Annotated in this window: 19 protein-coding genes; 12 read left to right on the forward strand and 7 right to left on the reverse strand. The window is 44.3% G+C overall.

Translation table 11 applies throughout. The annotated features are described in order from the left end of the window. Positions 1-64: 64 nt before the first annotated feature. A complete protein-coding gene (locus RJ41_RS11595) occupies positions 65-2,398 on the forward strand; it encodes a sensor domain-containing phosphodiesterase (RefSeq protein ID WP_039220822.1) in 2,334 nt (777 codons plus the stop codon). A 38-nt stretch (positions 2,399-2,436) separates the two neighbouring features. Here RJ41_RS11595 and RJ41_RS11600 read toward each other — a convergent pair whose 3' ends face one another. Both RJ41_RS11600 and RJ41_RS11605 read right to left on the reverse strand, forming a co-directional pair. After that, on the reverse strand, positions 2,437-3,534 hold the full coding sequence (locus tag RJ41_RS11600; RefSeq protein ID WP_039220823.1) for an NADH:flavin oxidoreductase: 1,098 nt from the start codon (positions 3,532-3,534) through the stop codon (positions 2,437-2,439). Between the two features lie 266 nt (positions 3,535-3,800). Then, positions 3,801-4,157 (reverse strand): hypothetical protein, encoded by a 357-nt coding sequence (locus RJ41_RS11605; RefSeq protein WP_240485788.1) that lies wholly within the window; start codon positions 4,155-4,157, stop codon positions 3,801-3,803. 226 nt (positions 4,158-4,383) lie between these two features. Here RJ41_RS11605 and RJ41_RS11610 point away from each other — a divergent pair, with 226 nt between their 5' ends. Next, the gene (locus tag RJ41_RS11610) at positions 4,384-4,626 is read left to right on the forward strand and encodes a DUF2164 domain-containing protein (RefSeq protein WP_039220826.1); all 243 of its coding nucleotides are present in this window, start codon (positions 4,384-4,386) and stop codon (positions 4,624-4,626) included. 101 nt (positions 4,627-4,727) lie between these two features. On the opposite strand, the gene yfaE is transcribed toward RJ41_RS11610, so the two are convergent. From yfaE to ubiG, 4 genes are all read right to left on the reverse strand, one after another. Further along, positions 4,728-5,000: a class I ribonucleotide reductase maintenance protein YfaE gene (gene yfaE / locus RJ41_RS11615; protein WP_039220829.1), complete on the reverse strand. Its 273-nt coding sequence runs from the start codon at positions 4,998-5,000 to the stop codon at positions 4,728-4,730. Between the two features lie 12 nt (positions 5,001-5,012). Beyond that, complete coding sequence (nrdB, locus tag RJ41_RS11620) at positions 5,013-6,143, reverse strand: class Ia ribonucleoside-diphosphate reductase subunit beta (RefSeq protein WP_039220832.1); 1,131 nt, start codon at positions 6,141-6,143, stop codon at positions 5,013-5,015. Between the two features lie 122 nt (positions 6,144-6,265). Further along, positions 6,266-8,587: a class 1a ribonucleoside-diphosphate reductase subunit alpha gene (gene nrdA / locus RJ41_RS11625; protein ID WP_039220837.1), complete on the reverse strand. Its 2,322-nt coding sequence runs from the start codon at positions 8,585-8,587 to the stop codon at positions 6,266-6,268. 544 nt (positions 8,588-9,131) lie between these two features. Next, a complete protein-coding gene (ubiG, locus tag RJ41_RS11630) occupies positions 9,132-9,836 on the reverse strand; it encodes a bifunctional 2-polyprenyl-6-hydroxyphenol methylase/3-demethylubiquinol 3-O-methyltransferase UbiG (RefSeq protein ID WP_039220840.1) in 705 nt (234 codons plus the stop codon). A gap of 302 nt (positions 9,837-10,138) precedes the next feature. Between ubiG and gyrA the strand changes: the two genes are divergently transcribed. The 10 genes from gyrA to pyrF all read left to right on the forward strand — a co-directional run bounded on the left by gyrA (position 10,139) and on the right by pyrF (position 23,119). Continuing rightward, on the forward strand, positions 10,139-12,853 hold the full coding sequence (gene gyrA, locus RJ41_RS11635; protein ID WP_039220843.1) for a DNA topoisomerase (ATP-hydrolyzing) subunit A: 2,715 nt from the start codon (positions 10,139-10,141) through the stop codon (positions 12,851-12,853). Between the two features lie 143 nt (positions 12,854-12,996). Continuing rightward, complete coding sequence (gene serC, locus RJ41_RS11640; protein ID WP_039220845.1) at positions 12,997-14,082, forward strand: 3-phosphoserine/phosphohydroxythreonine transaminase; 1,086 nt, start codon at positions 12,997-12,999, stop codon at positions 14,080-14,082. Position 14,083: 1 nt separating this feature from the next. After that, a complete protein-coding gene (aroA, locus tag RJ41_RS11645) occupies positions 14,084-15,370 on the forward strand; it encodes a 3-phosphoshikimate 1-carboxyvinyltransferase (protein ID WP_039220902.1) in 1,287 nt (428 codons plus the stop codon). 168 nt (positions 15,371-15,538) lie between these two features. Next, positions 15,539-16,210, forward strand: a complete 672-nt coding sequence (cmk, locus tag RJ41_RS11650) for a (d)CMP kinase (RefSeq protein ID WP_014976668.1) — start codon at positions 15,539-15,541, stop codon at positions 16,208-16,210. Between the two features lie 118 nt (positions 16,211-16,328). After that, on the forward strand, positions 16,329-17,999 hold the full coding sequence (gene rpsA / locus RJ41_RS11655; protein WP_039220847.1) for a 30S ribosomal protein S1: 1,671 nt from the start codon (positions 16,329-16,331) through the stop codon (positions 17,997-17,999). Positions 18,000-18,075: 76 nt separating this feature from the next. Then, positions 18,076-18,363 carry an integration host factor subunit beta gene (gene ihfB / locus RJ41_RS11660; protein ID WP_014949641.1) on the forward strand — a complete coding sequence of 96 codons (288 nt, stop codon included), beginning with the start codon at positions 18,076-18,078 and terminating at the stop codon, positions 18,361-18,363. Between the two features lie 202 nt (positions 18,364-18,565). Further along, positions 18,566-20,908, forward strand: a complete 2,343-nt coding sequence (locus RJ41_RS11665) for a PilZ domain-containing protein (protein ID WP_039220851.1) — start codon at positions 18,566-18,568, stop codon at positions 20,906-20,908. Between the two features lie 76 nt (positions 20,909-20,984). After that, positions 20,985-21,245 carry a LapA family protein gene (locus tag RJ41_RS11670; RefSeq protein WP_240485789.1) on the forward strand — a complete coding sequence of 87 codons (261 nt, stop codon included), beginning with the start codon at positions 20,985-20,987 and terminating at the stop codon, positions 21,243-21,245. Continuing rightward, positions 21,245-22,414, forward strand: coding sequence for a lipopolysaccharide assembly protein LapB (gene lapB / locus RJ41_RS11675; protein WP_039220853.1), 1,170 nt, complete (start codon positions 21,245-21,247; stop codon positions 22,412-22,414). The genes RJ41_RS11670 and lapB overlap by 1 nt, the downstream gene beginning before the upstream one ends. Before the next feature lie 6 nt (positions 22,415-22,420). Beyond that, the gene (pyrF, locus tag RJ41_RS11680) at positions 22,421-23,119 is read left to right on the forward strand and encodes an orotidine-5'-phosphate decarboxylase (protein ID WP_039220856.1); all 699 of its coding nucleotides are present in this window, start codon (positions 22,421-22,423) and stop codon (positions 23,117-23,119) included. Between the two features lie 149 nt (positions 23,120-23,268). Here the strand turns inward: pyrF and ald are convergent, their stop codons facing one another. Then, complete coding sequence (ald, locus tag RJ41_RS11685) at positions 23,269-24,402, reverse strand: alanine dehydrogenase (RefSeq protein WP_039220857.1); 1,134 nt, start codon at positions 24,400-24,402, stop codon at positions 23,269-23,271. Between the last annotated feature and the right edge of the window lie 111 nt (positions 24,403-24,513).

Consider the following 24,513-nt stretch of genomic DNA (forward strand, 5'->3'; position numbering starts at 1 on the left):
AACGCTATTGAAATCGCGCGGAAGTCCGAGCGTAATTCGACCGGGTGTGATTTAGGAGCGAATTGTGCGCGCACCACCGATAATTTCTAATGAACATGAACGCGTTGCTGCACTCAAGCGACTGGGTGTGCTAGACACTCCGCCGGAAGAGCGTTTTGACCGTATAACGCGACTCGCTAGCAGCGTTTTTAATTGTAATTTCGCATCGATAACGCTTATTGACGAAAACAGGCAATGGTTTAAGTCTGCCGTTAATCTTGATATGGCCGAAACAACGCGGGACGTGGCTTTTTGCGCTCACACTATTACGCAAGACAAAACTTTAATTGTGCCCGATACGCTTAACGATCCTCGGTTTAACAACAATCCCTATGTAGTTGGTCATCCTCACATTCGCTTTTATGCCGGTGTTAGACTGATGGTTGAAGGATTCCCAGTCGGTACACTGTGTGTATTTGACGATGTTGCAAAAACGCTTAATGACGCCCAAATACAACAGTTAGAAAACCTCGCGCAACTTGCTGAATCTGAACTTAAGAGGCAAGAATACAATGACCTTTCTCTTCAATTGGAAGAATATCAATATCGACTAGCCCAGACACAAAAAATTACACGTGTGAGGAGCGCAATTTTAGAAAAAGTGGTGAACGCAGAATCACTACATACCGTGCTTCATGACATTGTAAATGCTATTGAAGCTGAATATACAGACCAAATATGCAGCATTTTGTTGTTAGACGACGGTAAACTAAAGAAGGGGGCCGCTCCCTCGTTGCCTGATTTCTACAATGATGCAATTGATGGCGTTGAGTATGGTGTGGGCAGGGGATCCTGCGGTAATACAGCTGCAACGAATTTACCGACTATTGTCGAAGATATCAGTAAACATCCTTATTGGGTTGAGTGGAAAGATTTAGCCTTGAGCGCGGGTGTACGTTCGTGTTGGTCGCAACCGATTCAGGGGTCAAACGGTGAGGTCATTGGTACCTTCGCCATCTATCACAAAGAAAAGGCTATACCGACGGCCGATGAAATGCTGCTAATTGAACAGTTCGCGCACATTGCCAGCATTGCCATTGAAAGAGAGCTCGCGAACCAACTTATCTGGAGACAGGCGAATTTTGATTCGCTCACTGGGCTTCCCAATAGAAATCTTATGTTGGACCACTTGCAGCTGGCATTAAAAACCGCTGATAGAGACAATGAAAAGGTAGCAGTGATATTTTTAGATTTAGATAATTTTAAAGATATCAATGATACGCTTGGTCACGATATGGGCGACAAGCTTCTTATTGAGTGCGCTAAGCGAATAAAACAATGTTTGCGTTCAGATGACACCGTATCCCGGTTAGGTGGTGATGAATTCGTTATTATTCTGAACAGCATCAAAGGCTTGAGTTCTATCGAGCAGGTCATTCAGAAATTGCTTAGAACAATAGGTAAGCCTTACATATTAGAGTTAGAACGTGTGCATACTAGCGCAAGTTTAGGGGTTACGCTGTACCCTGACGATGCGAAAGACGTAAAAAGCCTCTTAAAGAATGCCGATCAAGCGATGTACGGTGCGAAAGACCAAGGTAAAAATAGTTACCAGTATTATACCCACGACATGCAAACTGCAGCAATCAAAAGAATGACCTTGTTGAATGATTTGCGCTATGCAGTTAAGAACAAAGAATTGTTTATTGAGTACCAGCCAATTGCATGTTTCAGTAGCCAGAAAGTGATGAAAGCTGAAGCGTTACTTCGATGGCAGCATCCCACGAAGGGGAGAATTACACCTGATGAATTTATTCCACTTGCTGAAGAATCTGGACTCATCATTGATATCAGTAATTGGGTATTTAATGAAGTCTGTGCCAATATCAAACAATGGAAAGCCGAAAACCGTCAAGAGCTGCAGGTGAGTATTAATACGTCACCTAGCCACTACTTCAATTTAGAATCTAATATAACTCAATGGTTAAACCTGCTTTTAGACCAGAAGATCTCTGCGCGTTCTATACTTCTTGAAGTCACGGAAAACTTATTAATGGAAGCCAACGAGATGGTGTCCAAGAAGCTTTTCCAGTTTAGGCAAGCAGGCGTTGATATCGCGTTGGATGATTTTGGTACAGGTTACAGCTCTATTTCATATTTAAAGCGCTTTCCTACAGACTTTATCAAGATTGACAGGAGCTTTGTGAAGTCGATGACTGACGTTAGCAATGATAAGGTGCAGTGTGAAGCCATTATTGTAATGGCAAAAAAACTCGGTATAAAAGTTGTGGCTGAAGGTGTAGAGACGCAAGAGCAATACGATATTTTAAGGAGTATGGGCTGTGATTACGCGCAAGGCTATTTGATTGCCGAGCCTCTGAGCAAAACTGACTTTGAGGCTTTCTGGCAAAAGCACTAGCACAGCTAGAACAGTGCTAGTGCTTGCAGAAATCCGCCCTAAGAAAGGGTTGCCAACGCTTTGCCTGAGTATTGCTCTAGTTCATCCGTCCGGTTTTCTTTTATCTTGTTCGCCCAATTAGGATCTTGTAAAAGTGCCCGTCCCACTGCGACCAGATCAAACTCGCCCGCATCCAGCCTCTCTAGTAAGTCGTCCACCGAACGAGTACTTGAATCTTGTCCTTTAAACGCACCGAAGAAGTCGTCATTTAAACCTACCGACCCTACTGTAATGGTGGGCTTACCTGTAAGCTTTTTCGTCCAGCCAGCAAGATTCAAATTGCTACCCTCAAACTCGTTTTCCCAGTAACGGCGCTGAGAACAATGGAAAACATCAACACCAGCTTCACTTAGAGGTATTAAAAACTGCTCTAACTCCTGAGGGGAGTGGGCCAAGCGTGCGGTATAGTCTTGTTGTTTCCACTGTGAATAGCGAAGAATAATAGGGAAATCTGGGCCTGTAGCAGCGCGTATAGCCTTAATAATTTCGACAGCAAAACGCCCGCGGTTCTCCATGCTGCCTCCCCAACTATCACTTCTTTGGTTGGTGCCTTCCCAGAAAAACTGGTCGATTAAGTAACCGTGTGCGCCATGAATTTCTATCCCATCCATACCGATGGATTTAGCATCAGCTGCAGCTTGCGCAAAGGCCGCTATCACAGACTCAATGTGTTGCACAGTCATCGGTTCAGCACCTTGTTTTCCAGGTTTGAATAAACCTGAAGGTCCTGCACTTGGTAGGTCAGGAAAAGGCGCTTTTTCTGCAACCCTTGCCATACCTACGTGCCACAGCTGAGGCATAATTTTTCCACCTACACTGTGAACCTCATCTACTACGGTTTTCCATCCGCTTAAGGCTTGTTCGCCGTGGAATTGAGGAATATTGGCGTCCATTGTCGCAACGTTATCGTTAACCGTGGTGCCCTCAGTAATAATTAACCCTGTACCACCTTGCGCACGACGCTTGTAATAAGCCGCAACATCAGGTGTTGGAACACCGTTCGGTGAGAACTGGCGGGTCATAGGGGCCATAACGATACGGTTGGTTAATGAAAGATTGCCATGTGAGTAAGGCTTAAACAGGGCGTTAGTTGCCATCTTTTATTCCTGAAATTTATTTTGCGTTTGGGCCTTTTGGTAGTATCACCTACTAGGTAACTTACTGGCCTGACTAAAATACTTCCAACATCCAACGGGGTAAGAGACATTGAAATTGAAGAAAATCAAACGGTTCCTTTTCGCAAAACCGTCAAGTACATTTGATACTACTGTGGAAGACAGCTAAGTCAATTTTCAAATGCTGATAGTAGGCCATAAGTAACAGTTAACTGTAGAGCACTACCGAAGTGCTCTAGACAAAATGCTCAATCGAGGATTTCGACAATTTCTCTTGTGGCTTGAATTAGTCTAACCACTTTGTTCTCAATGCGAACGGTAATAATACCGTCATCACCCATTGGGACTATTACTTTTCCATGTTCGTAAATATCGTGGTCCAAACGCTTGCCAACAATTAGTTTCTTTTCCCAACCTGGCGGTAGTTTGCCCGTGCGCTCATACTTCTTCTCTATGCCCGGAGGAAGTGTCTTATCCTTTTGTGGGTAATTGGGGTTGGCATCTGCTGGTAGACTGTTTATTGTGAATGCACACGCTATACCTAGAAGCAGTAAAATTTTCATGGTTAACCTCTCGTCTTGTTGAATAGCGACCTTCTTTAGCATTAGCTCTGCCAGAGCGCTATTAGGGTAGAAGCATACAAAGCTCAACGTCCAGCTACTTCCATTTGATACTCATTAAAAAATATAGCTGAGTGACGGATTTACTGCGAAAAACATACCAGCTAGATAAAACTTTTTAGGTAAATAGCTCAATAAAAATAAAATAGACATGTAATTTAAAATGCAATTTAAAATCATGTGCTTAGGTAAGAACGAAAGAGAGAATACAATGAGTGATATTCCATTTACACGAGAAGAGAAAGAAGTATTGGTCGCTAAATTGCAACAATATTTTGATGATGAATTAGGTATTGAACTGGGTCAGTTTGACGGTGACTTCTTGCTTGATTTCATTAGTAAAGAGATGGGTGCATCGTTTTACAACAAAGGAGTGAGCGATGCGAGAACCGTTGTTGCGTCGCGTCTGCAAGTGATTGATGAAGAGTTGTACGCGATTGAAAAGATCCTTTAATGCAAGATTAGGTTTCTTCTTTCCGAAATCAGGTGCTAAAAACTGAAGAGGTTCGCGGCAAAGCCATAGATAATACGATTTTTTCAGGCTTGAGTATGAAGTTAAAGAGGAACTTTTATTTTTAATGGGCGTTTAGCCACGCAACAACATGGAAGAATCTCATCGTCGTCAATGAAGGCTAGGGGATCGGTAGTGTACTCAACTTCGCCTTCAATAAGTTTTGTTCGGCATGCACCACAAAAACCTTCACGGCAATGGTAGTGAATATGAACGTCCGCTTCTTCAAGGGCGTGTAAGAGGGTTTTATCTTGGGGGGCAATAATCGCCCCCACATCGACAACGTCGATGCGGAGTGATTTATCGTTACTACTCATTAAGCTGTAGTTTTACAGCTCAAAATCAGCAAAGTCATCTTCGCTTACAGCAGAATCGATCTGTCCTACCAGATAAGAACTGATTTCAGACTCTTGAGGTGCCACCTGCACATTGTCTGAGTTCAGATAGTTGTTCATCCATGGAAGTGGATTACTGCTAACCTCAAATGGCATGTCTAGGCCAATGGCAGACATACGCTGGTTAGCAATATACTCGACGTATTGGCAAAGAATTTCCTTGTTCAGACCAATCATTGAACCGTTTTGGAACAAGTAGTCAGCCCACTGCTTTTCTTGCTCAACGGCGTTCATAAAGATAGCACGCGCTTCTTCTTTACATTCTTCTGCAATTTGCGCCATTTCAGGGTCATCTTTACCCTTAGCCCACAAATTAAGGATATGCTGTGTTGAAGATAAGTGCAGATTCTCGTCACGGGCAATCAAACGAATAATCTTAGAATTACCTTCCATCAGCTTCCGCTCAGCGAAAGCGAATGTGCAGGCAAAAGACACGTAGAAACGGATTGCTTCCAGTGCGTTCACCGAGTTCATGCATAGGTAAAGCTTCTTCTTAAGCTCATACATGTTGATAGTGTGTGCAACACCATTCACTGTATGTACGCCTTCACCCTGTGTCTGCCAAAGCTGAGTGGCGAAAATGAGATCATCGTAATATTTAGAAATATCAGCAGCACGTCGCTTAATTTCGTCATTCACTACGATATCTTCGAATATTTCGCTTGGGTCTGAGAACAAGTTTCTCAAAATATGAGTATACGAACGTGAGTGAATAGTCTCAAAGAAAGACCATGTTTCAACCCAAGTTTCTAACTCTGGTAGTGAAATAATAGGCAAGAACGCGATGTTCGGACTACGGCCTTGCACCGAATCTAACAGGGTTTGGTACTTAAGGTTTGAAATAAAGATGTGCTTTTCTGGGTCGGTTAGTTTTTGAAAATCAACACGGTCGCGAGAAACGTCAACTTCTTCAGGGCGCCAAAAAAAGCTAATTTGCTTCTCAATAAGCTTTTCGAATATGGCATGCTTTTGCTGGTCGTAGCGTGCAACGTTTACGGGGTTACCGAAAAACATCGGCTCGATCAATGGATTAGTACTTTGCTGATTAAACGTAGTGTATTTCATGATGGCCTAACTAAAAACTTAATGATTAACGCGTATTATTGTTTGTGTTCTTGCTGCGAAACGTTAATGGCAAATGCAGTTAACTCCTTTTATGCATTTGCCATTTAAACAGGGGGCGTGTTCTAAATCTTACACGCACCACCTGCACAATCATCATCTTCCTCTACAACCACTTCCTCTTGACGTGGCATAGGCTCGCTCGCTTTAGCATCGAGAGCAGAGGTGTCTGACGCGCCGTCGCGAGTGTTATGATAGTAAAGTGTTTTAACGCCCAGTTTATACGTAGTAAGAAGGTCCTTAAGAAGAAGCTTCATTGGTACCTTGTTACCTTCGTAACGGCTTGGATCGTAGTTGGTATTCGCTGAGATAGTTTGGTCGATAAACTTCTGCATGATACCAACAAGTTGTAGGTAACCATCGTTTGAAGGAATATCCCAAAGTAGCTCATATTGGTCTCTTAGCGTTTCGTACTCAGGTACAACTTGCTTAAGAACACCATCTTTGCTCGACTTAATGCTGATAAAGCCACGCGGTGGCTCAATGCCGTTTGTCGCGTTAGAAATCTGAGAAGACGTCTCTGACGGCATTAATGCTGACAGCGTAGAGTTACGCAAACCGTGAGTTTTGATTTCTTCACGAAGTGCATCCCAGTCGTAATGAAGTGGTTCATTACATACGCTGTCAAGATCTTTCTTGTAGCTATCAATTGGCATGATGCCTTGAGAATAGGTGGTTTCGTTAAACTTAGGACACGCACCTTTTTCTTTAGCAAGATTGTTCGACGCTTTAAGTAGATAGTACTGCATTGCTTCGAACGTGCGGTGAACTAGACCGTTCGCGCTGTGATCAGAATATTTAACGCCATTTTTAGCAAGGTAGTATGCAAAGTTGATAACACCAACACCCAGCGTACGACGTCCCATTGTTGCGTTATACGCAGCAGGAACAGGATAGTCTTGGTAATCAAGCAGGTTATCTAGCGCACGTACTGCAAGGTCAGACAGCTCTTCAAACTCGTCCAGTGATTTAATCGCACCTAAGTTAAACGCTGACAGCGTACATAGTGCAATTTCACCATTCTCATCATTAACGTGCTGAAGCGGCTTAGTAGGTAGCGCAATTTCAAGGCACAGGTTGCTCTGACGAACTGGCGCAACTTCTGGGTTAAACGGGCTGTGCGTATTACAGTGGTCAACGTTTTGTAGATAAATACGACCTGTGCTTGCACGCTCTTGCATGAACAAGCTGAATAGCTCCATGGCTTTAATTTGCTTTTTGCGGATGCTGTCGTCGTTTTCGTATTTAACGTATAGCTCTTCAAACTTCTCTTGGTCAGCGAAGAAGGCATCGTAAAGACCAGGCACGTCAGACGGGCTGAATAGTGAGATGTAGCCGTCTTTCATCATGCGCTGGTACATTAGTTTGTTGAACTGAACGCCGTAGTCTAGGTGACGTACACGGTTTTCTTCAACACCGCGGTTATTCTTAAGCACTAATAGTGATTCTACTTCCATATGCCAGATAGGGTAGAACAACGTAGCAGCGCCACCACGAACACCACCTTGTGAACAGCTTTTAACGGCTGTTTGGAAGTATTTGTAGAATGGAATACAACCCGTATGGAATGCTTCACCGCCGCGAATAGGGCTACCTAGTGCGCGAATACGGCCTGCATTAACACCGATACCAGCACGCTGACTTACGTATTTAACAATGGCACTTGCCGTTGCATTGATTGAATCTAAGCTGTCGCCGGTCTCGATAAGTACACATGAGCTAAACTGGCGAGTAGGCGTACGTACGCCAGCCATAATAGGTGTAGGCAACGACAGCTTGAATGTTGAAGCAGCATCGTAGAAGCGGCGAATGTAGTCCATACGCGTCGCTTTGTCATAATTTGCGAAAAGACAGGCAGCCACTAAGATATATAGGAACTGTGCACTTTCGTAAATTTCACCAGTAACACGGTTTTGGACCAAGTACTTGCCTTCAAGCTGCTTAACTGCGGCATAGCTGAAATTCATGTCTCGCCAATGGTCAATGTACGTGTCCATCTCAGCAAATTCTTCAGGCGTGTAGTCTTCAAGCAGGTGCTTATCATACTTGCCCATATCAACCATCTTACTTACATGCTCAAGTAGGGCAGGCGGCTCAAATTGACCATAGGCTTTTTTGCGAAGGTGGAAAATGGCCAAGCGCGCAGCTAGGTATTGATAATCTGGCGCATCGGTAGAGATTAAATCTGCTGCTGATTTGATCAGGGTTTCGTGGATCTCACTGGTGTTAATACCATCATAGAACTGAATCTGTGCCTTGATTTCAACTTGTGAAACAGAAACGTTTTTAAGTCCTTTCGCTGCCCATGTAACGACTTTGTGAATTTTCTCTAAGTCGATGGACTCTTTTTCACCGTTGCGTTTGGTGACGAATAAGTTGTTGTTCATGTTACTGGCCGTTTTTCTGTTAGCGCTTGAAGCGTGGACTATCATGAGCCCATTTTCGTTTTTAATTTTAATTGTGGGCGCTGTTATCGAACTTGGCTCACGCCAGATAACTACACACACTAAAGCGGCCTAAACCAATACTGGACGTATAAAGTAGAGACTGCCTTTTTAATTCTTTACTGCTTTGTATTTTCAGCGAGGTTAACGTTGCAGGCCATAAATGACACCACCAAAGATGATCTGCAGATCTGTTTGATCCCGAAAATCTGTGTTGGGATCGCGTGCTGAATTAAACACAAGATAGTGAGGTTTTGACTTGATTGCAACCCAATATCTGGTGGTATTTCGAGCACTCAATCTGGCATGAAATTTATGTTAGTAACAACTAACTTTTTAGCGTTCTACAAGCGTAAAATATCTGGAATGCAAGCGTTTTAAAGAAAATCTTAATCGTAAAAATTAATTTATTCTTAGAATTAAGTTTTTATATAAACACGATATATGGTGTTTAAAATATCGCCGCAGCCCAATATATAGTGTTAAATTAACTTTGCGCTACTGTATATAGTAAGTAGTTTACGTCTACATTATTAGACGAAAGATAAAAGCCCTGCGAAATTGGGTCCATGTGCAAACCCGTCATATCACGGGGTAAAAGACCTGCTTGGTCTGTCATCGACATAAGTTCAGACGGCTTTATAAATTTACTGTGATCGTGGGTGCCTTTTGGAACCAGTTTAAGGATATATTCCGCTCCTACGATCCCCATCAGATACGACTTTAGGTTTCGGTTAAGCGTAGAAAAGAAAACATGGCCACCAGGCTTAACCAACTTAGCACAGGCCAGCACAACAGAAGCCGGGTCGGGTACATGCTCCAACATTTCCATACAGGTCACCACGTCGAACTGTCCCGCATTTGCTTCTGCGAATGCTTCGGCAGTTGAACATACGTAGTCAACTTTTACACCTGATTCTAAACCGTGCAGCTTCGCTACTTCTAACGAGGCTTCTGCCATATCTAAACCTGTTACCGTCGCGCCTGCACGTGCCATAGACTCTGCTAGAATACCGCCACCACAGCCAATATCGACGACCTTTTTGTCAAACAGGCCTTCACTGTGTTGATTAATGAAGTCTAAGCGAAGTGGGTTAATAAGGTGCAATGGCTTAAATTCACCTTCTGGATCCCACCAGCGAGAAGCGAGTTCAGAGAACTTATTGATTTCTTGTTGATCGACGTTCGTCATGAGTAAAACAGTCCTTAATCTATCTCTTTTTAAGATATCGTAAATTAAGGTTATGTTTCACTGTTTTTAAACAGAAATAGGCAAATTATAAGAAGGGGTGAACGAAAAATAATCGCTTGCCTTTTAGTTGATTAATAAGCGTAATTAAGCGCTACATAATTCTGTCATCAAGTGGTACACTCGAAGCACGATTATGACCCACATAATAATAACAGTGCGCTCCCACGCCTTGTTTTCACAATGATGTGAAGCGAAGTGCTGGATAACGCAGAACAAACCAAGATAAAGGGATTAAGCAGTTTATGTCTGATAACGCTAAAGAAATCCTCCCCGTTAATATTGAGGAAGAGTTAAAAAACTCTTACCTTGATTACGCGATGAGCGTTATTGTCGGGCGAGCCTTGCCTGACGTAAGAGATGGCTTGAAGCCAGTGCACCGTCGTGTGCTGTTCGCAATGAACGAACTGAAAAACGACTTTAACAAGCCATACAAAAAATCTGCCCGTGTGGTAGGTGACGTAATTGGTAAATATCACCCTCACGGTGACTCTGCAGTTTACGACACTATTGTTCGTATGGCGCAACCGTTCTCGCTTCGCTACATGTTGGTAGACGGTCAAGGTAACTTCGGATCGGTAGATGGCGACTCAGCTGCTGCGATGCGTTATACCGAAGTTCGCATGGCAAAAATTGCGCACGAATTACTCGCCGATTTAGATAAAGAAACCGTTGATTTCGTACCTAACTACGATGGTACAGAACATATCCCTGAAGTATTGCCTACGAAGGTGCCTAACCTTCTTGTTAACGGCTCGTCGGGTATCGCGGTTGGTATGGCGACGAATATTCCGCCACATAACCTCACCGAAGTGATCAACGGCTGCGTAGCGTTAATACAAGATCCATCAATTACCATTGATGATCTAATGACCCACATTCCAGGTCCTGACTTCCCAACGGCTGCAATGATAAGTGGTCGTAAAGGTATTGAAGATGCGTATCGCACAGGTCGCGGTAAAATTTATCTTCGCGCTAAGGCGGAAATTGAAACTGACAGCAACGGCAAAGAAACCATTGTTGTTAACGAGATCCCTTACCAGGTTAACAAAGCGCGTCTTATTGAAAAGATTGCTGAACTGGTAAAAGAAAAGCGCATCGAAGGCGTTTCTGCACTGCGAGACGAGTCTGATAAAGACGGTATGCGCATTGTTATTGAAGTGAAGCGAAACGAGTCTGCAGAGGTTCTACTTAACCACTTATATGCCAATACCCAGCTTCAGACGGTATTCGGTATTAACATGGTTGCGCTTGATAACGGTCAGCCAAAGGTATTTAACCTTAAAGAAACGCTTGAAGCGTTTATTCTTCACCGTCGTGAAGTGGTTACTCGTCGTACCGTATTTGAATTACGTAAAGCTCGCGACCGTGCTCACATCCTTGAAGGTTTGGCGATAGCGCTTGCGAACATCGACCCAATTATCGAGTTGATTAAAGCGTCACAAAGCCCAGCAGACGCCAAGAAATCGCTTGTAGCACAAGGTTGGGACTTAGGTGATGTAGCGCAAATGCTGGAGCGCGCAGGCGATGACGCTGCACGCCCTGATTGGCTAATGCCAGAATTTGGTATTCGCGACGGCAAGTACTATCTGACAGAACAGCAAGCGCAAGCTATTCTTGACCTTCGCTTACACAAGCTAACAGGTCTTGAGCACGAGAAAATTCTAGAAGAGTATAAGCAACTTCTAGAGATCATCGCAGAACTTCTTCACATCCTAAATAGCCCAGAGCGTTTGATGGAAGTGATTCAAGAAGAACTTGAAAAAGTACGTGATGAATTTGGTGATGAACGTCGTACTGAAATTACGGCAGCAAGTCACGATATTGATATTGAAGATCTTATAGAGCAAGAAGATGTTGTAGTAACGCTTTCTCGCGAAGGTTATGTGAAATATCAAAAGCTTACAGACTACGAAGCACAGCGTCGTGGTGGCCGTGGTAAGTCAGCAACCAAGATGAAAGATGAAGATTTCATCGAAAGATTATTGGTAGCTAATACCCACGATCACATACTTTGCTTCTCAACCCGTGGTCGCTTGTACTGGTTGAAAGTGTATCAATTGCCGTTTGCTAGCCGTAATGCGCGCGGACGCCCAATTGTTAACATTCTACCGCTTGAAGAAAACGAACGTATTACTGCTATTCTTCCTATTAAAGAATTTGAAGAAGGCAAGTTTGTACTGATGGCAACGGCAAACGGTACAGTTAAAAAGACTGACCTAAGCCTATACTCTCGCCCTCGTTCAAGCGGTATTATCGCTGTTAACCTGAACGAAGGTGATGAGCTGATTGGTGTTGATATCACTCACGGTGATGACGACATAATGTTGTTCTCTGACGCGGGTAAAGTAGTTCGCTTTAACGAGAAGCTTCGCGACAGCGAAACCGGTGAAGTTAAGCGTGACCCAGAGACGGGTGAAGAGCTTCTGGCACTTCGTCCAATGGGAAGAACGGCAACAGGTGTTCGCGGTATTCGTCTGCAAGATGGACAAAAAGTGGTATCACTCATTGTTCCAAAAGGCGATGGTCCAATCCTGACAGCTACAGAGAATGGTTTCGGTAAGCGTACTCCGCTTGAAGATTACCCTGCGAAGAGCCGTGCGACACAAGGTGTTGTATCAATTAAGGTGTCTGAGCGTAACGGTAAAGTGGTTGGTGCGGTTCAGGTAGACGAAACCAACGAAATTATGCTTATTAGTGACCAAGGCACACTGGTTCGTACCCGTGTGGGCGAAGTGTCAGTAGTAGGCCGTAACACACAAGGGGTTCGCTTGATACGTACAGTAGAAGGTGAACACGTTGTAGGGTTACAGCGTATTGAAGAAGTGGAAGAGTTACAAGAACTCGATGAGGACGGGAACCCAATCATTTCTGAAGATACGCCAGAACAAGCAGAAACTGCTGTTCAAGAGCAAGTGAACACCGCAGAAGACGGTGACGGCTCAACGACAGAAGAGTAGGGATAGGGCGCAGGTATCCATACTTGCGCATTATCAGTGTTCTTTCAAACAAGCGGCTTTAGCCGCTTGTTTACCTAATAGACCCGCAAAACGTTTAACAAAGCGGGTCAAACGGTAATTATCTACAGGTGTTGAAAAACGCGATGAAAGAGGTTTTTAACTTTAGTGCTGGCCCCGCCATGCTTCCAAAAGAAGTTATGGAAAAAGCACAATCAGAATTTACAAATTGGCGCGATTTAGGCTGCTCGGTCATGGAAGTTAGCCATCGTGGTAAAGACTTCATTGAAATAGCGGCAAAAGCCGAGCAAGATTTGCGAGAATTGCTGTCCATTCCTTCCAACTACCATGTGCTGTTTACGCACGGTGGTGGTCGCGGGCAATTTGCGGCTGTCCCTCTTAACTTATCCAAGGCCGATGACACTAGTCTGCATTTAGTCAGTGGCTCTTGGTCAAAGGGAGCGGTAGACGAAGCAAATAAATACAATCGTGCCGTTGTTGTGGGTCAAGTATCTGAAAAAGATGGCCTACATTATATTGCGCCACCTCAGTTGAGCGACATAGATCAATCTGCCGCGTATTACCATTTCTGTCCAAATGAAACCGTTGACGGAATTGCTTTCGATTGGCTACCAGAGTCAGGCAAGGTGCCACTGGTTTCTGATATGTCTTCGACAATATTGTCACAGCCGTTAGATGTAGCAAAGCATGGCGTCATATACGCTGGAGCACAAAAGAATATTGGACCAAGCGGCTTATCAGTTGTTATTGTTCGCGAAGACTTGGTTGGCAAAGCACGTAAAGAAACGCCCTCTATCTTCGATTATGCATTAGCGGCAAAGTCTGACTCTATGTACAACACACCGCCAACGTTCTCATGGTACTTAGCGGGGCTTGTATTTGAATGGCTTAAAGATATGGGCGGCGTTGACGCTATGGCTAAACGCAATGCTGAAAAGGCGGCGTTATTGTATTCAGCTATCGATAGCTCTGATTTCTATTCAAGTAAAGTTCACCCTGACAACCGTTCAAAAATGAACGTGCCGTTTCATTTAGCCAATGCTGAACTCGACGGATTGTTCCTAAAACAGTCACAAGAAGCAGGGTTACTTGCTCTTAAAGGGCATCGTTCAGTAGGGGGCATGCGTGCCAGTATTTATAATGCAATGCCAGTAGAGGGCATTGTTGCGCTAGTTGAATTTATGCGCGAATTTGAAAGAGTGAATGGATAAAATGGAGCAGTTAACATTAGACCCGATTGCAAAAGTATCGGGAGAGGTCAATGTACCTGGCTCAAAAAGTCTGTCTAACCGCGCACTACTGCTTGCCGCGTTAGCTGAAGGTGAAACTGAATTAACCAACTTGCTAGATAGCGAAGATATTGAGCATATGCTTAATGCACTCACCAAATTAGGCATCAACTACCGCTTGAGCGAAGACAAAACTCAATGCGTTGTTCAAGGTAACGGTGGCGCGTTCAACGTAGCTGAGCCACTAGAGCTTTTCCTAGGCAATGCCGGTACTGCAATGCGACCTTTGTGCGCTGCACTCGCTGCTAGTAACGTCGACACAGTACTTACCGGTGAACCGCGTATGGAAGAGCGTCCAATTGGTGATTTAGTGGATGCGCTGCGCGAAGCTGATGCTGACGTCACCTATCTCAAAAACGAAGGTTTCCCGCCGCTTCAAATTAAGGGTAAAACTTTAAACGGTGGCGAAATGTCGGTAGACGGCAGTGTATCTAGCCAGTTTTTAACTGCTCTTTTGATGGCTGCGCCGTTATTTTCAGGTGATGTGACTATTCGTATAAAAGGTGAGTTGGTTTCTAAGCCTTATATCGATATCACGTTAGATACCATGGCAAAGTTCGGCGTTACAGTTGTAAATGATAACTACCAAACGTTCACGGTTTCTGGTGACGCTAAGTATATTGCGCCGAGTAAATTTATGGTAGAAGGCGATGCATCGTCAGCGTCTTACTTCCTTGCAGCCGGTGCCATTAAAGGTGGAACGGTACGCGTAACCGGAATTGGCCAAAACAGCATTCAAGGTGACATTCGTTTTGCTGATGTACTCGAGGCCATGGGAGCAACGGTGGTTTGGCACGATGAATATGTTGAAATAACGGGTGCGCCGCTTAAAGGCGTGAACATGGATATGAACCATATTCCAGATGCAGCGATGACCATTGCTACGACGGCATTGTTTGCTGAAGGTCCAACTACCATGACCAACATTTATAACTGGCGTGTCAAGGAAACAGACCGTCTAGCGGCTATGGCCACTGAGCTTCAAAAGTTGGGGGCGAAAGTAGAAGAAGGGCACGACTATATTAAAGTGTGGCCAACTGACTCGCTAAAACATGCTGAGATAGACACGTATAACGACCATCGTATTGCCATGTGTTTCTCGCTTGTTGCACTAAGCGATACGCCGGTAACAATAAACGACCCGGGCTGCACGCGCAAAACGTTTCCAGACTACTTTACCCGCTTTAAAACACTGTATAGCAATCAGTAAAGTGTGGCAACGACCTTGCGTAATCGTGTAAGGTCTTGGTCACATAACGCGTAACCGCGCCATATTTATCCAAATGTACAATGCCACCGCTAGTAGGTGGCATTGCTTATCTTGAACTAAAGCGTATAATTGCGCGCGATTTTTAGTAATTTAAACGATGGAGCAGGTATGCATTCCACACCCGTAGTCACGGTTGACGGTCCTAGTGGTGCAGGTAAAGGTACGTTAAGTAGCTTACTGGCAAAGAAATTAGGGTGGCACTTTCTAGATAGCGGCGCAATTTACCGCGTATTAGCAGTTGCCGCACTACACCACGACCTTCCGTGTGATGATGAAGAATGTGTTGTTCCTCTAGCAACCGGTCTTGATGTTAGTTTCGAGACGAATGGCGATACCACTCGCATAATCTTAGAAGGCGAAGACGTTACCGACGATATTCGCACCGAAGAAGTTGGCGCTGTTGCGTCGAAAGTTGCGGCATTACCCCGTGTGCGCGAAGCACTACTTCGCAGACAGCGCGCTTTCCAACAAGATCCTGGTCTTGTTGCTGACGGTCGCGACATGGGTACGGTGGTATTTCCCGATGCGCCTGTAAAGATTTTCCTTACAGCAAGCGCAGAAGCCCGTGCTGAACGCCGTTATAGCCAGTTGAAAGCAAAGGGCATGGATGTTAATATTGCGCGCCTTTTAACCGATATCAAGGCAAGAGACGAGCGCGATACACAACGTGCGGTGGCTCCTTTGGTACCGGCACAAGATGCAGTAATTATAGATTCAACGGACTTGGATATTGACCAAGTCTTTGAAAAAGCGATGGATATTATTTCCTCACGCCTTTAATGACGAGAGCTGATCGCATCCAAAGCAGTGTTGCTACAGGAAGTGGCGACTAATTTTAATAACCCCGCGTTATCCGGATAAGAAGCGTGGATATCAACTTAAAAGTTATTTGAGACTTATGACTGAAAATTTTGCACAACTTTTTGAAGAAAGCTTACAAGAACTAGAAACACGTCCTGGTTCAATTGTAAAAGGTACTGTTGTTTCTATCGACAAAGACATCGTTCTTGTTGATGCAGGCTTGAAATCAGAAAGTGCTATCCCAGCTGACCAATTCAAAAACGCTGAAGGCGAACTAGAAATCGCTATCGGTGACCAAGTAGACGTAGCACTAGATGCAGTTGAAGATGGTTTCGGTGAAACTATCCTTTCTCGCGAAAAAGCGAAGCGTCACGAAGCGTGGGTTGAGCTGGAAAAAGCTTACGAAGATAAAGCTACAATTAAAGGCGTTATCAACGGTAAAGTTAAAGGCGGTTTCACTGTTGAAGTTAACAGTGTACGCGCGTTCCTTCCAGGTTCTCTTGTTGACGTACGTCCAGTACGTGACACTACGCACCTTGAAGGCAAAGAGCTTGAGTTTAAAGTTATCAAGCTTGACGCTAAGCGTAACAACGTTGTTGTTTCTCGTCGTGCAGTTATCGAAGCAGAAAGCAGCGCAGAGCGCGAAACGCTTCTTGCTAACCTTGAAGAAGGTCATGAAATCAAGGGTATCGTTAAGAACCTTACCGATTACGGTGCGTTCGTTGACCTTGGTGGCGTAGACGGTCTTCTACACATCACTGATATGGCTTGGAAGCGCGTTAAGCACCCAAGTGAAATCGTGAATGTTGGTGACGAAATCAACGTTAAAGTACTTAAGTTCGACAAAGAGAAGCAGCGCGTTTCTCTTGGTATGAAGCAAATGGGCAACGATCCATGGCAAGAAATTGCTTCTCGTTACCCAGAAGGTACTAAGATCAACGGTCAGGTTACTAACCTTACTGACTACGGCTGCTTCGTTGAAATCGAAGATGGCGTTGAAGGTCTTGTACACGTTTCTGAAATGGATTGGACTAACAAGAACATCCACCCATCTAAAGTTGTTAACCTAGGTGACACTGTAGATGTAATGGTTCTTGAAATTGACGAAGAGCGTCGTCGTATTTCTCTAGGTCTTAAGCAATGCATTGCTAACCCTTGGGAAACATTTGCTGAGTCACACGAAAAAGGTGACAAGGTATCTGGTAAGATCAAGTCAATCACTGACTTCGGTATCTTCATCGGTCTTGACGGCGGCATCGACGGTCTAGTTCACCTTTCTGACATCAGCTGGAACAAGTCTGGTGAAGACGCGGTTCGCGACTACAAGAAAGGCGATGAAATCTCTGCAGTTGTACTACAAGTCGACCCAGAGCGTGAGCGTATCTCTCTTGGCGTTAAGCAAATCGAAGAAGATCCTTTCAACAAGTATCTGACAGATAACAAGAAAGGTGCTATCGTTACTGGTACAGTAACAGCAGTAGATGCGAAAGGCGTTACTGTAAACCTAGCTGAAGAAGTTGACGGCTACATCCGCGTTGCAGATCTTGCTGTAGAGCGTGTTGAAGACGCAACAGAAGCGGCAAGCGTTGGTGATAGCATCGAAGCGAAGTTTATGGGCGTTGACCGTAAGAACCGCACTGTTAACCTATCTGTTAAAGCGAAAGATCAGGCTGACGAAAAAGAAGCTATCGATAAAGTTAACCAGCAAGAAGATGTTGGTTTCGCTAACGCGATGGCAGAAGCATTTAAAGCTGCTAAAGGCGAATAATGCTTTTGTGGGTGTGCATCTGCACACCCAATTCGCGATAGCTGTTTAAACAATAATATTGACAATGAGGTTAAGCATGACCAAGTCTGAATTAATTGAACGGCTCGCGGATCAAGCGCGTCACATTCCGGCGAAGGAACTCGAACTGGCAATTAAAGAACTTCTAGAGCAGATGGCGCAAACGCTTCAAAAGGGCGAGCGTATTGAAATTAGAGGTTTCGGAAGTTTCTCTCTTCACTATCGCGCACCACGCGTTGGTAGAAACCCAAAAACGGGTGAGACGGTGAAACTTGACGGTAAATATGTACCGCACTTCAAGCCTGGTAAAGAGCTTCGCGAAAGGGTAGACGCCTCAATCGCATAATGTATTTTAAAAGCCGCTGAAAAGCGGCTTTTTTGTGTCTGATGGAAAGTATTATCACAATTAGCCTTTCATTTAACTCTCTGCCTAGCTTAAATTAACGAATGCCCTGAGATACTTTTGTTTAATTTTTAATACCTATTGACCCCGACTAAAGTAGGGTTATATATTATTCGAATAATAATAAACGGTATACGTAGAAGTAATGTCAGCCGGCGATGAACAAGCAATAATAAAACAGTACCAGCCGCTCATTCGCGCGTTAATTCCATATGAACAACAAAACAGGTTGTTAGAGGGAATTAACAAGTTTTCGAAGCGTTTGCCTAGTAGTGTCCGAAAAGTCGTGAAAGAAGAGGTCGTTCGATTAACATCGTTAACCGACGCTCCCGCCGATAATTCTGCCTTCGCCCAATTTCCTGTTATGAAGTTCAAGCACTTCGGTGTTCAGATGCGCCTCGATAAAGTTGGCGCGCAGATCCTCAAAAACGAAACATCGCTCTATCAAGACAGGTACACCGTAGGTGTGTTTGAGTCGGTAATGAACTCAGACTTCTACCAAAACCAAATAAAAAAAGAACAATTCAAAAAAATTGTCGATGCTTTTAATGTTGAAAGCCAATCGTTTACAGATATAGATTTTGGCGATGACATTGCTATCCGACCAAACTTTACTATAACTTCCCCCGAGTTCGAAAAAGGTCGCCATTGCTCAATCAGCTCTATGTCACATAAAGGCATTAGTTTAGAGACGAAAAGGCCACCTAATGCATCCACCGGCGACATCATCACGTTTACCATTCCTGAAGTTAAAGGGTTAACCAAAGAACCCACTGAAATTACCCTTGAATTAGAGTCTGTAAAATACAATAAACATTTAGGGAAATATGAAACGTCGTTTAATTTTTTAGATGACGTCGATAAGGGGTTCTTAGCAACACTTAAACGTTACGTAGCGGTTACTGCCTATAAGCAACCGCTGCAGCGAGATTTGGAAATAGAACGCGCCATGCAAGAACTAGAGCGCGACCGAATACTCGAAAATAGCCCGTGGATGCCGGTATTTCTCGCGCCAGAGAAAAAGTCGCTCAAACCTATCATCGCTCTTTTTACCAAAGCTAATGTTGAACACAACGATGCGGGCAAGCTGCTGGCAAGCCTGCAAGATAAGCCTATATTCGAAACGTTAGTTGATGAGTTGCGAAAGTACAATGAAGCTTATGTATTTCACGGCAACATCAAAACCAAAAATGGCAACGTTCAGATAACCGCAACGCATAGGCAGCTCCTTGCGCTCAAACAACTTAATGCGCTTGTGTATTTGCTAGCTAAGGGTGGTGACTTCATTTGTACTCACTGTCGACTCGATAGTGTAACCCGCGAAGATAAACAAAAAGCCTTTGCGATTCACGATATTGCTAGTAAGGAATTTGAACAATTAGCGCAGATCTCGCACGTGTTGTACTGTAAAGACGTGTCTGCTTATCTTACAAATTTGACGCTTTCTGCTAAATGCGATTTCAAGCCGTTGTCTAAAACATTGAAAGCCAGCGGTAATAACTGGCGTATCGACTTTGTCATGGAGGAAGATTTAGATAGGCGTAGTGAGACGCGTTATGTTATAGATAAGCCCGCTTCTATTAAAGTGGGCTTGCTTACCTCCCTTGATGCTCGAGTTGCCGATTTAAGTGCAAGCGGTATGAAGTTGAAGGTTGCGCCCCATAGCGACCTGCAGAAAGAAATTCGCGTATCTGTGCCTGAACTGAAAATTAAAGGCGAAAAATACAAGGTCGTACATTACCAGGCTGATACGGGCGTTGTAAGGTTGTGTCTTGTAGAAGATACGCGCAAGGCGAAAGTGAGTTCTAGTGTCGATCACATGGTTGAAGAAAATACCGCCTATTTTAAAGTAAGAGATATTGCTCGTATTCAGCGTTCAACACATCGTTTCATCTGGGAGTTGGCGGTTAGGCATATGCCGTCTTTATCGGTACTATGTGTGATGAACCGCTTTACGTTAGACAGGCTGAAAACAGTCTATCAAAGTGACGCATCTGACGACCTTTATCCGTTTTCTCGGACCCAAAATATCATCCCCCTGCACGGCTTTTTTGCAGACAAAGGGCAGGCTAAGCCCAAGTCACAAATTTTAGAAGCCATGTTTAAGGAAACCTCTGAACAAGCCTTGGTGGTGCATTGTGTAAGAAAGAGCGACAACCGTCTTGTATATATAAAAGAACGTGATTTTTTGTTCTCTAAGCTACGTATGCAAATCAAAACCCAGTTAGATGAAGAAAAAATCCAGCTTAGTGCAACCGACGTTACGGCAATACGCTGCCACGGCGCAATCACGCCATTAACCAAAAAGAGACTTGCACAGTTATCGAAGTTAGACAAAGCCATGTACGATAAGCTTGAAACTATGCAAGCAGGTTACACTCACTGCATCTTCATCACGAATATGTCTGCGCTCCACCACGATTTAGTGGTGGACAACCTCATAGCAAAACCTCAGCGCCATGAACTGGAAAGTGAAGGCGCTGCTTAAATTTCCCATACGCTTTTAGTGTTATCTCTTTTCGCATTTTGCTATTCTTGTAAATAAATCAATTAAAAAGGGTTGAGTGTTGAAAGGGATCCTAGCGTTTCTCATCATCTTGGTGCTACTTGCCATCGCATTTGTGATTGGCTCTCAAAATGAAGCACAAGTAACAGTTAATTATCTAATTGCTCAGGCGAATCTTCGTCTATCGACATTGATAGCGATTACACTTTCAATAGGCTTGGGGATCGGCATTTTGATCATGTTAATGAGTTGGCTAAAGTTACGTGTTCAGTTAATGTCTGCGCAATCTAAAATACAGAGTTTGGAACAAGAACACTAATGCTCGAACTGCTGTTTCTCCTTTTACCTGTTGCGGCAGGGTACGGTTGGATAATGGGCCGAAATAGTGTCCGTCAAGCGCAGCGAAAACAGTCAAGTATCCTATCTAAGCATTATTACAAAGGCCTGAATTTTTTACTTTCAGACCAACCTGATAAAGCTGTTGATACGCTAATTAAAATGATTAACGTAAACAGCGATACGGTGGAAACTCATATTGCAATGGGCAGTTTTTTCCGTCATCGCGGAGAAATAGACCGCGCGATCAAAGTTCATCAAAATTTAGTGAGTCGTGACGAACTCCAGCCCGCCCAGCGAGAAAATGCGCTTCGGGAACTTGGCCACGATTATACGCAAGCAGGCTTTCTAGAGCGTGCGGAAAATGCCTTTCTTCAACTGCTTAACAGCGATAAACACTACCTTGTAGCTCAACAGCAACTTTTCAGTATCTACCAGACCACGAAAGAGTGGGAAAGAGCCATAGAATTGGCCGAGCGGATGGTGCAGTGTCATGGTGACAATGATGATCTGTGCGAACGCTTAGCACATTTTTATTGTGAACAGGCATCGGTTGAGTTGAAGAACGATAGCCAAGGTGCGGCATTGACCTTATTACAAAAAGCAGTAAACGCCGACGAACACGCGGTTAGGCCGTGGCTTATGTTAGGTGATATAGCGCTTGATCAAAAACGCTTTACCGATGCCAACGCGTACTTTACACAAGTGGCCGAACGCGACATCAATTGGTTCAGCGAAGCGGTGCCGAGCCTTGAAAAAATTGCTGAAGAGACGGATGACTGGGACAGCTTTCAGAAAAACTTGGAGGCACACTGGCAAGAGTGCGCCACGTCTTATTTGGCTATGGTCGATGTACTAATGAAGCGCGGAGAGACAGCACAGGCGGCAGAGTACTTACTTGAGCAACTTCGCAAGCGCCCAACTATGCGCGGTTTTAAAACCCTCATGGGGCTTTATATAGATCAGCTTTCAGATAAAACCACGGCTGATAGCTTACGCTTACTTAAAGAATTGGTGGAAAAGCAAATGTTACAGCGGCCTAAATATCGCTGTGGCAGCTGTGGCTTTTCCGGTCGAAAATTATATTGGTTATGCCCTAGCTGTAAAAAGTGGGGCGTAGTAAAACCCATTAAAGGGCTAGACGGAGAATAAAAGAACATGCATGACCCACGCGTTATTGTTGCATTAGACTATGACAATAAAGACACTGCATTGGCGTTTGTTGATAAATTAGATTCAAGCTTATGCAAGCTAAAAGTGGGCAAGGAGATGTTCACCTTATTTGGACCGGAATTCGTAAAAGCGCTAGTAGCTAAAGGCTTTGACGTTTTCTTGGACCTTAAATTCCACGACATTCCAAATACTGTAGCGAAAGCGTGTAAAGCAGCGGCAGAGCTCGGTGTGTGGATGGTAAATGTACATGCGTCAGGCGGTTTACCCATGATGCAAGCGGCTAAAGAGGCGATTGCAACAAGCAGCAACCCTCAAACTAAACTTATTGCGGTTACCGTACTTACCAGCATGGACGAAGCGCAACTGGCTGATGTGGTAAGCGGCGTAACACCAGAGCAACAAGTACTGCGCTTGGCAGCGTTAACAGAAAAAGCCGGATTAGATGGCATTGTATGTTCTGCGCAGGAAGCCAGCGCATTACGCGAAAAACACAGCGACGACTTTCTGTTAGTTACGCCTGGTATTCGCCCAGTAGGCGCTGACGCTGGTGATCAAAAACGCGTTATGACGCCACCTGACGCAATGAAAGCGGGCGTGAGTTATTTGGTTATGGGGCGACCTATCACTAAAGCAGAAGACCCCATTGCTGTATTAAAAGCTGTAAACGAATCAATAAACGGTTAGCACTACATCAGAAATCTTCTGTATAGCCGGTTATTAAGGGTTCAGATACAAAAAAGCTCGGATGTGATGTTCACATACCGAGCTTTTTTATTCCGATATTTTTATTCAAGGATATGGCCACAGCCCCACCCGAGAATAATCTTAAGAAATTATTCGCCTTTAAGCGCTACTTCAGCTGGTGTATAGGTTAGACCTAGTTCTTCACCTAGTGCGTCAACAACGGCTTTGTAAGTTACCTTACCTTCGTGCACGTTTAGGCCGTTAAGCAAGTGCTTGTCTTCTAGCATAGCTTTCGCTGGGCCTTTGTTCGCTAGTGCTAAACCAAATGGCAATGTAGCGTTGTTTAGTGCCATTGTAGAAGTACGCGCAACGCCCCCAGGCATGTTTGCAACACAGTAGTGAACCACGTCATCAACAGTGTAAACAGGGTCTTGGTGTGTGGTCGCTTTAGAGGTTTCAAAGCATCCGCCTTGGTCGATAGCAACATCAACAAGCACTGAACCAGGCTTCATGGCTTTAATTTGTTCGCGAGTAAGAAGCTTCGGAGCTGCTGCACCAGGAATTAGTACCGCACCAACAACAAGGTCAGCTTTTGAAGAGTAGTGCTCGATAGCGTCAACGGTTGAGTAAACCGTTTTTACTTGTCCGTTAAAGATATCGTCGAGCTGGCGAAGACGAGGAAGCGAGCGGTCGAGAATAGTAACATCAGCACCAAGGCCTAGTGCCATTTTCGCAGCGTTAGTGCCTACAACACCACCACCAATAACTAATACCTTGCCTGGCGCTACGCCTGGGACGCCGCCAAGTAGTGTACCGCTGCCACCGTGCGCTTTTTCAAGGTAATGCGCACCTGCTTGAACAGACATACGGCCTGCTACTTCACTCATTGGCGCAAGTAGTGGAAGGCCACCACGGTCATCGGTTACTGTTTCATAAGCAATACACGTAGCACCCGACTCAACAAGTAGCTTAGTTTGTGTAGGATCAGGCGCTAGGTGAAGGTAAGTGTAAAGGGTCTGACCTTTACGAAGCATTTTACATTCGTTAGGCTGAGGCTCTTTTACTTTTACAATCATTTCAGCTTCAGCAAACACTTGTTCAGCCGTTGATGCAATGGCTGCCCCTGCTTCGACATACATTTCGTTAGTGAAACCTATTGCGTCACCTGCGTTAGTTTCTACTAAAACGCTATGACCGTGGCTAACAAACTCTTTTACAGCCGCTGGCGTCAAGCCAACACGGTATTCGTGGTTCTTAATTTCTTTTGGTACACCAACTAACATGTATAGTCCTCAATCTTATAGTGAGCTTCTAAGCGGCTCTGGTTGAACTTTTGATAAATAGTGTTCGGCTTTGAAGCATGTGAACATATTTGCGGAGTATACGTGATAAAA

It is taken from the genome of Alteromonas marina, assembly GCF_000808575.1.
In the GTDB taxonomy this organism is placed as follows: domain Bacteria; phylum Pseudomonadota; class Gammaproteobacteria; order Enterobacterales; family Alteromonadaceae; genus Alteromonas; species Alteromonas marina_A.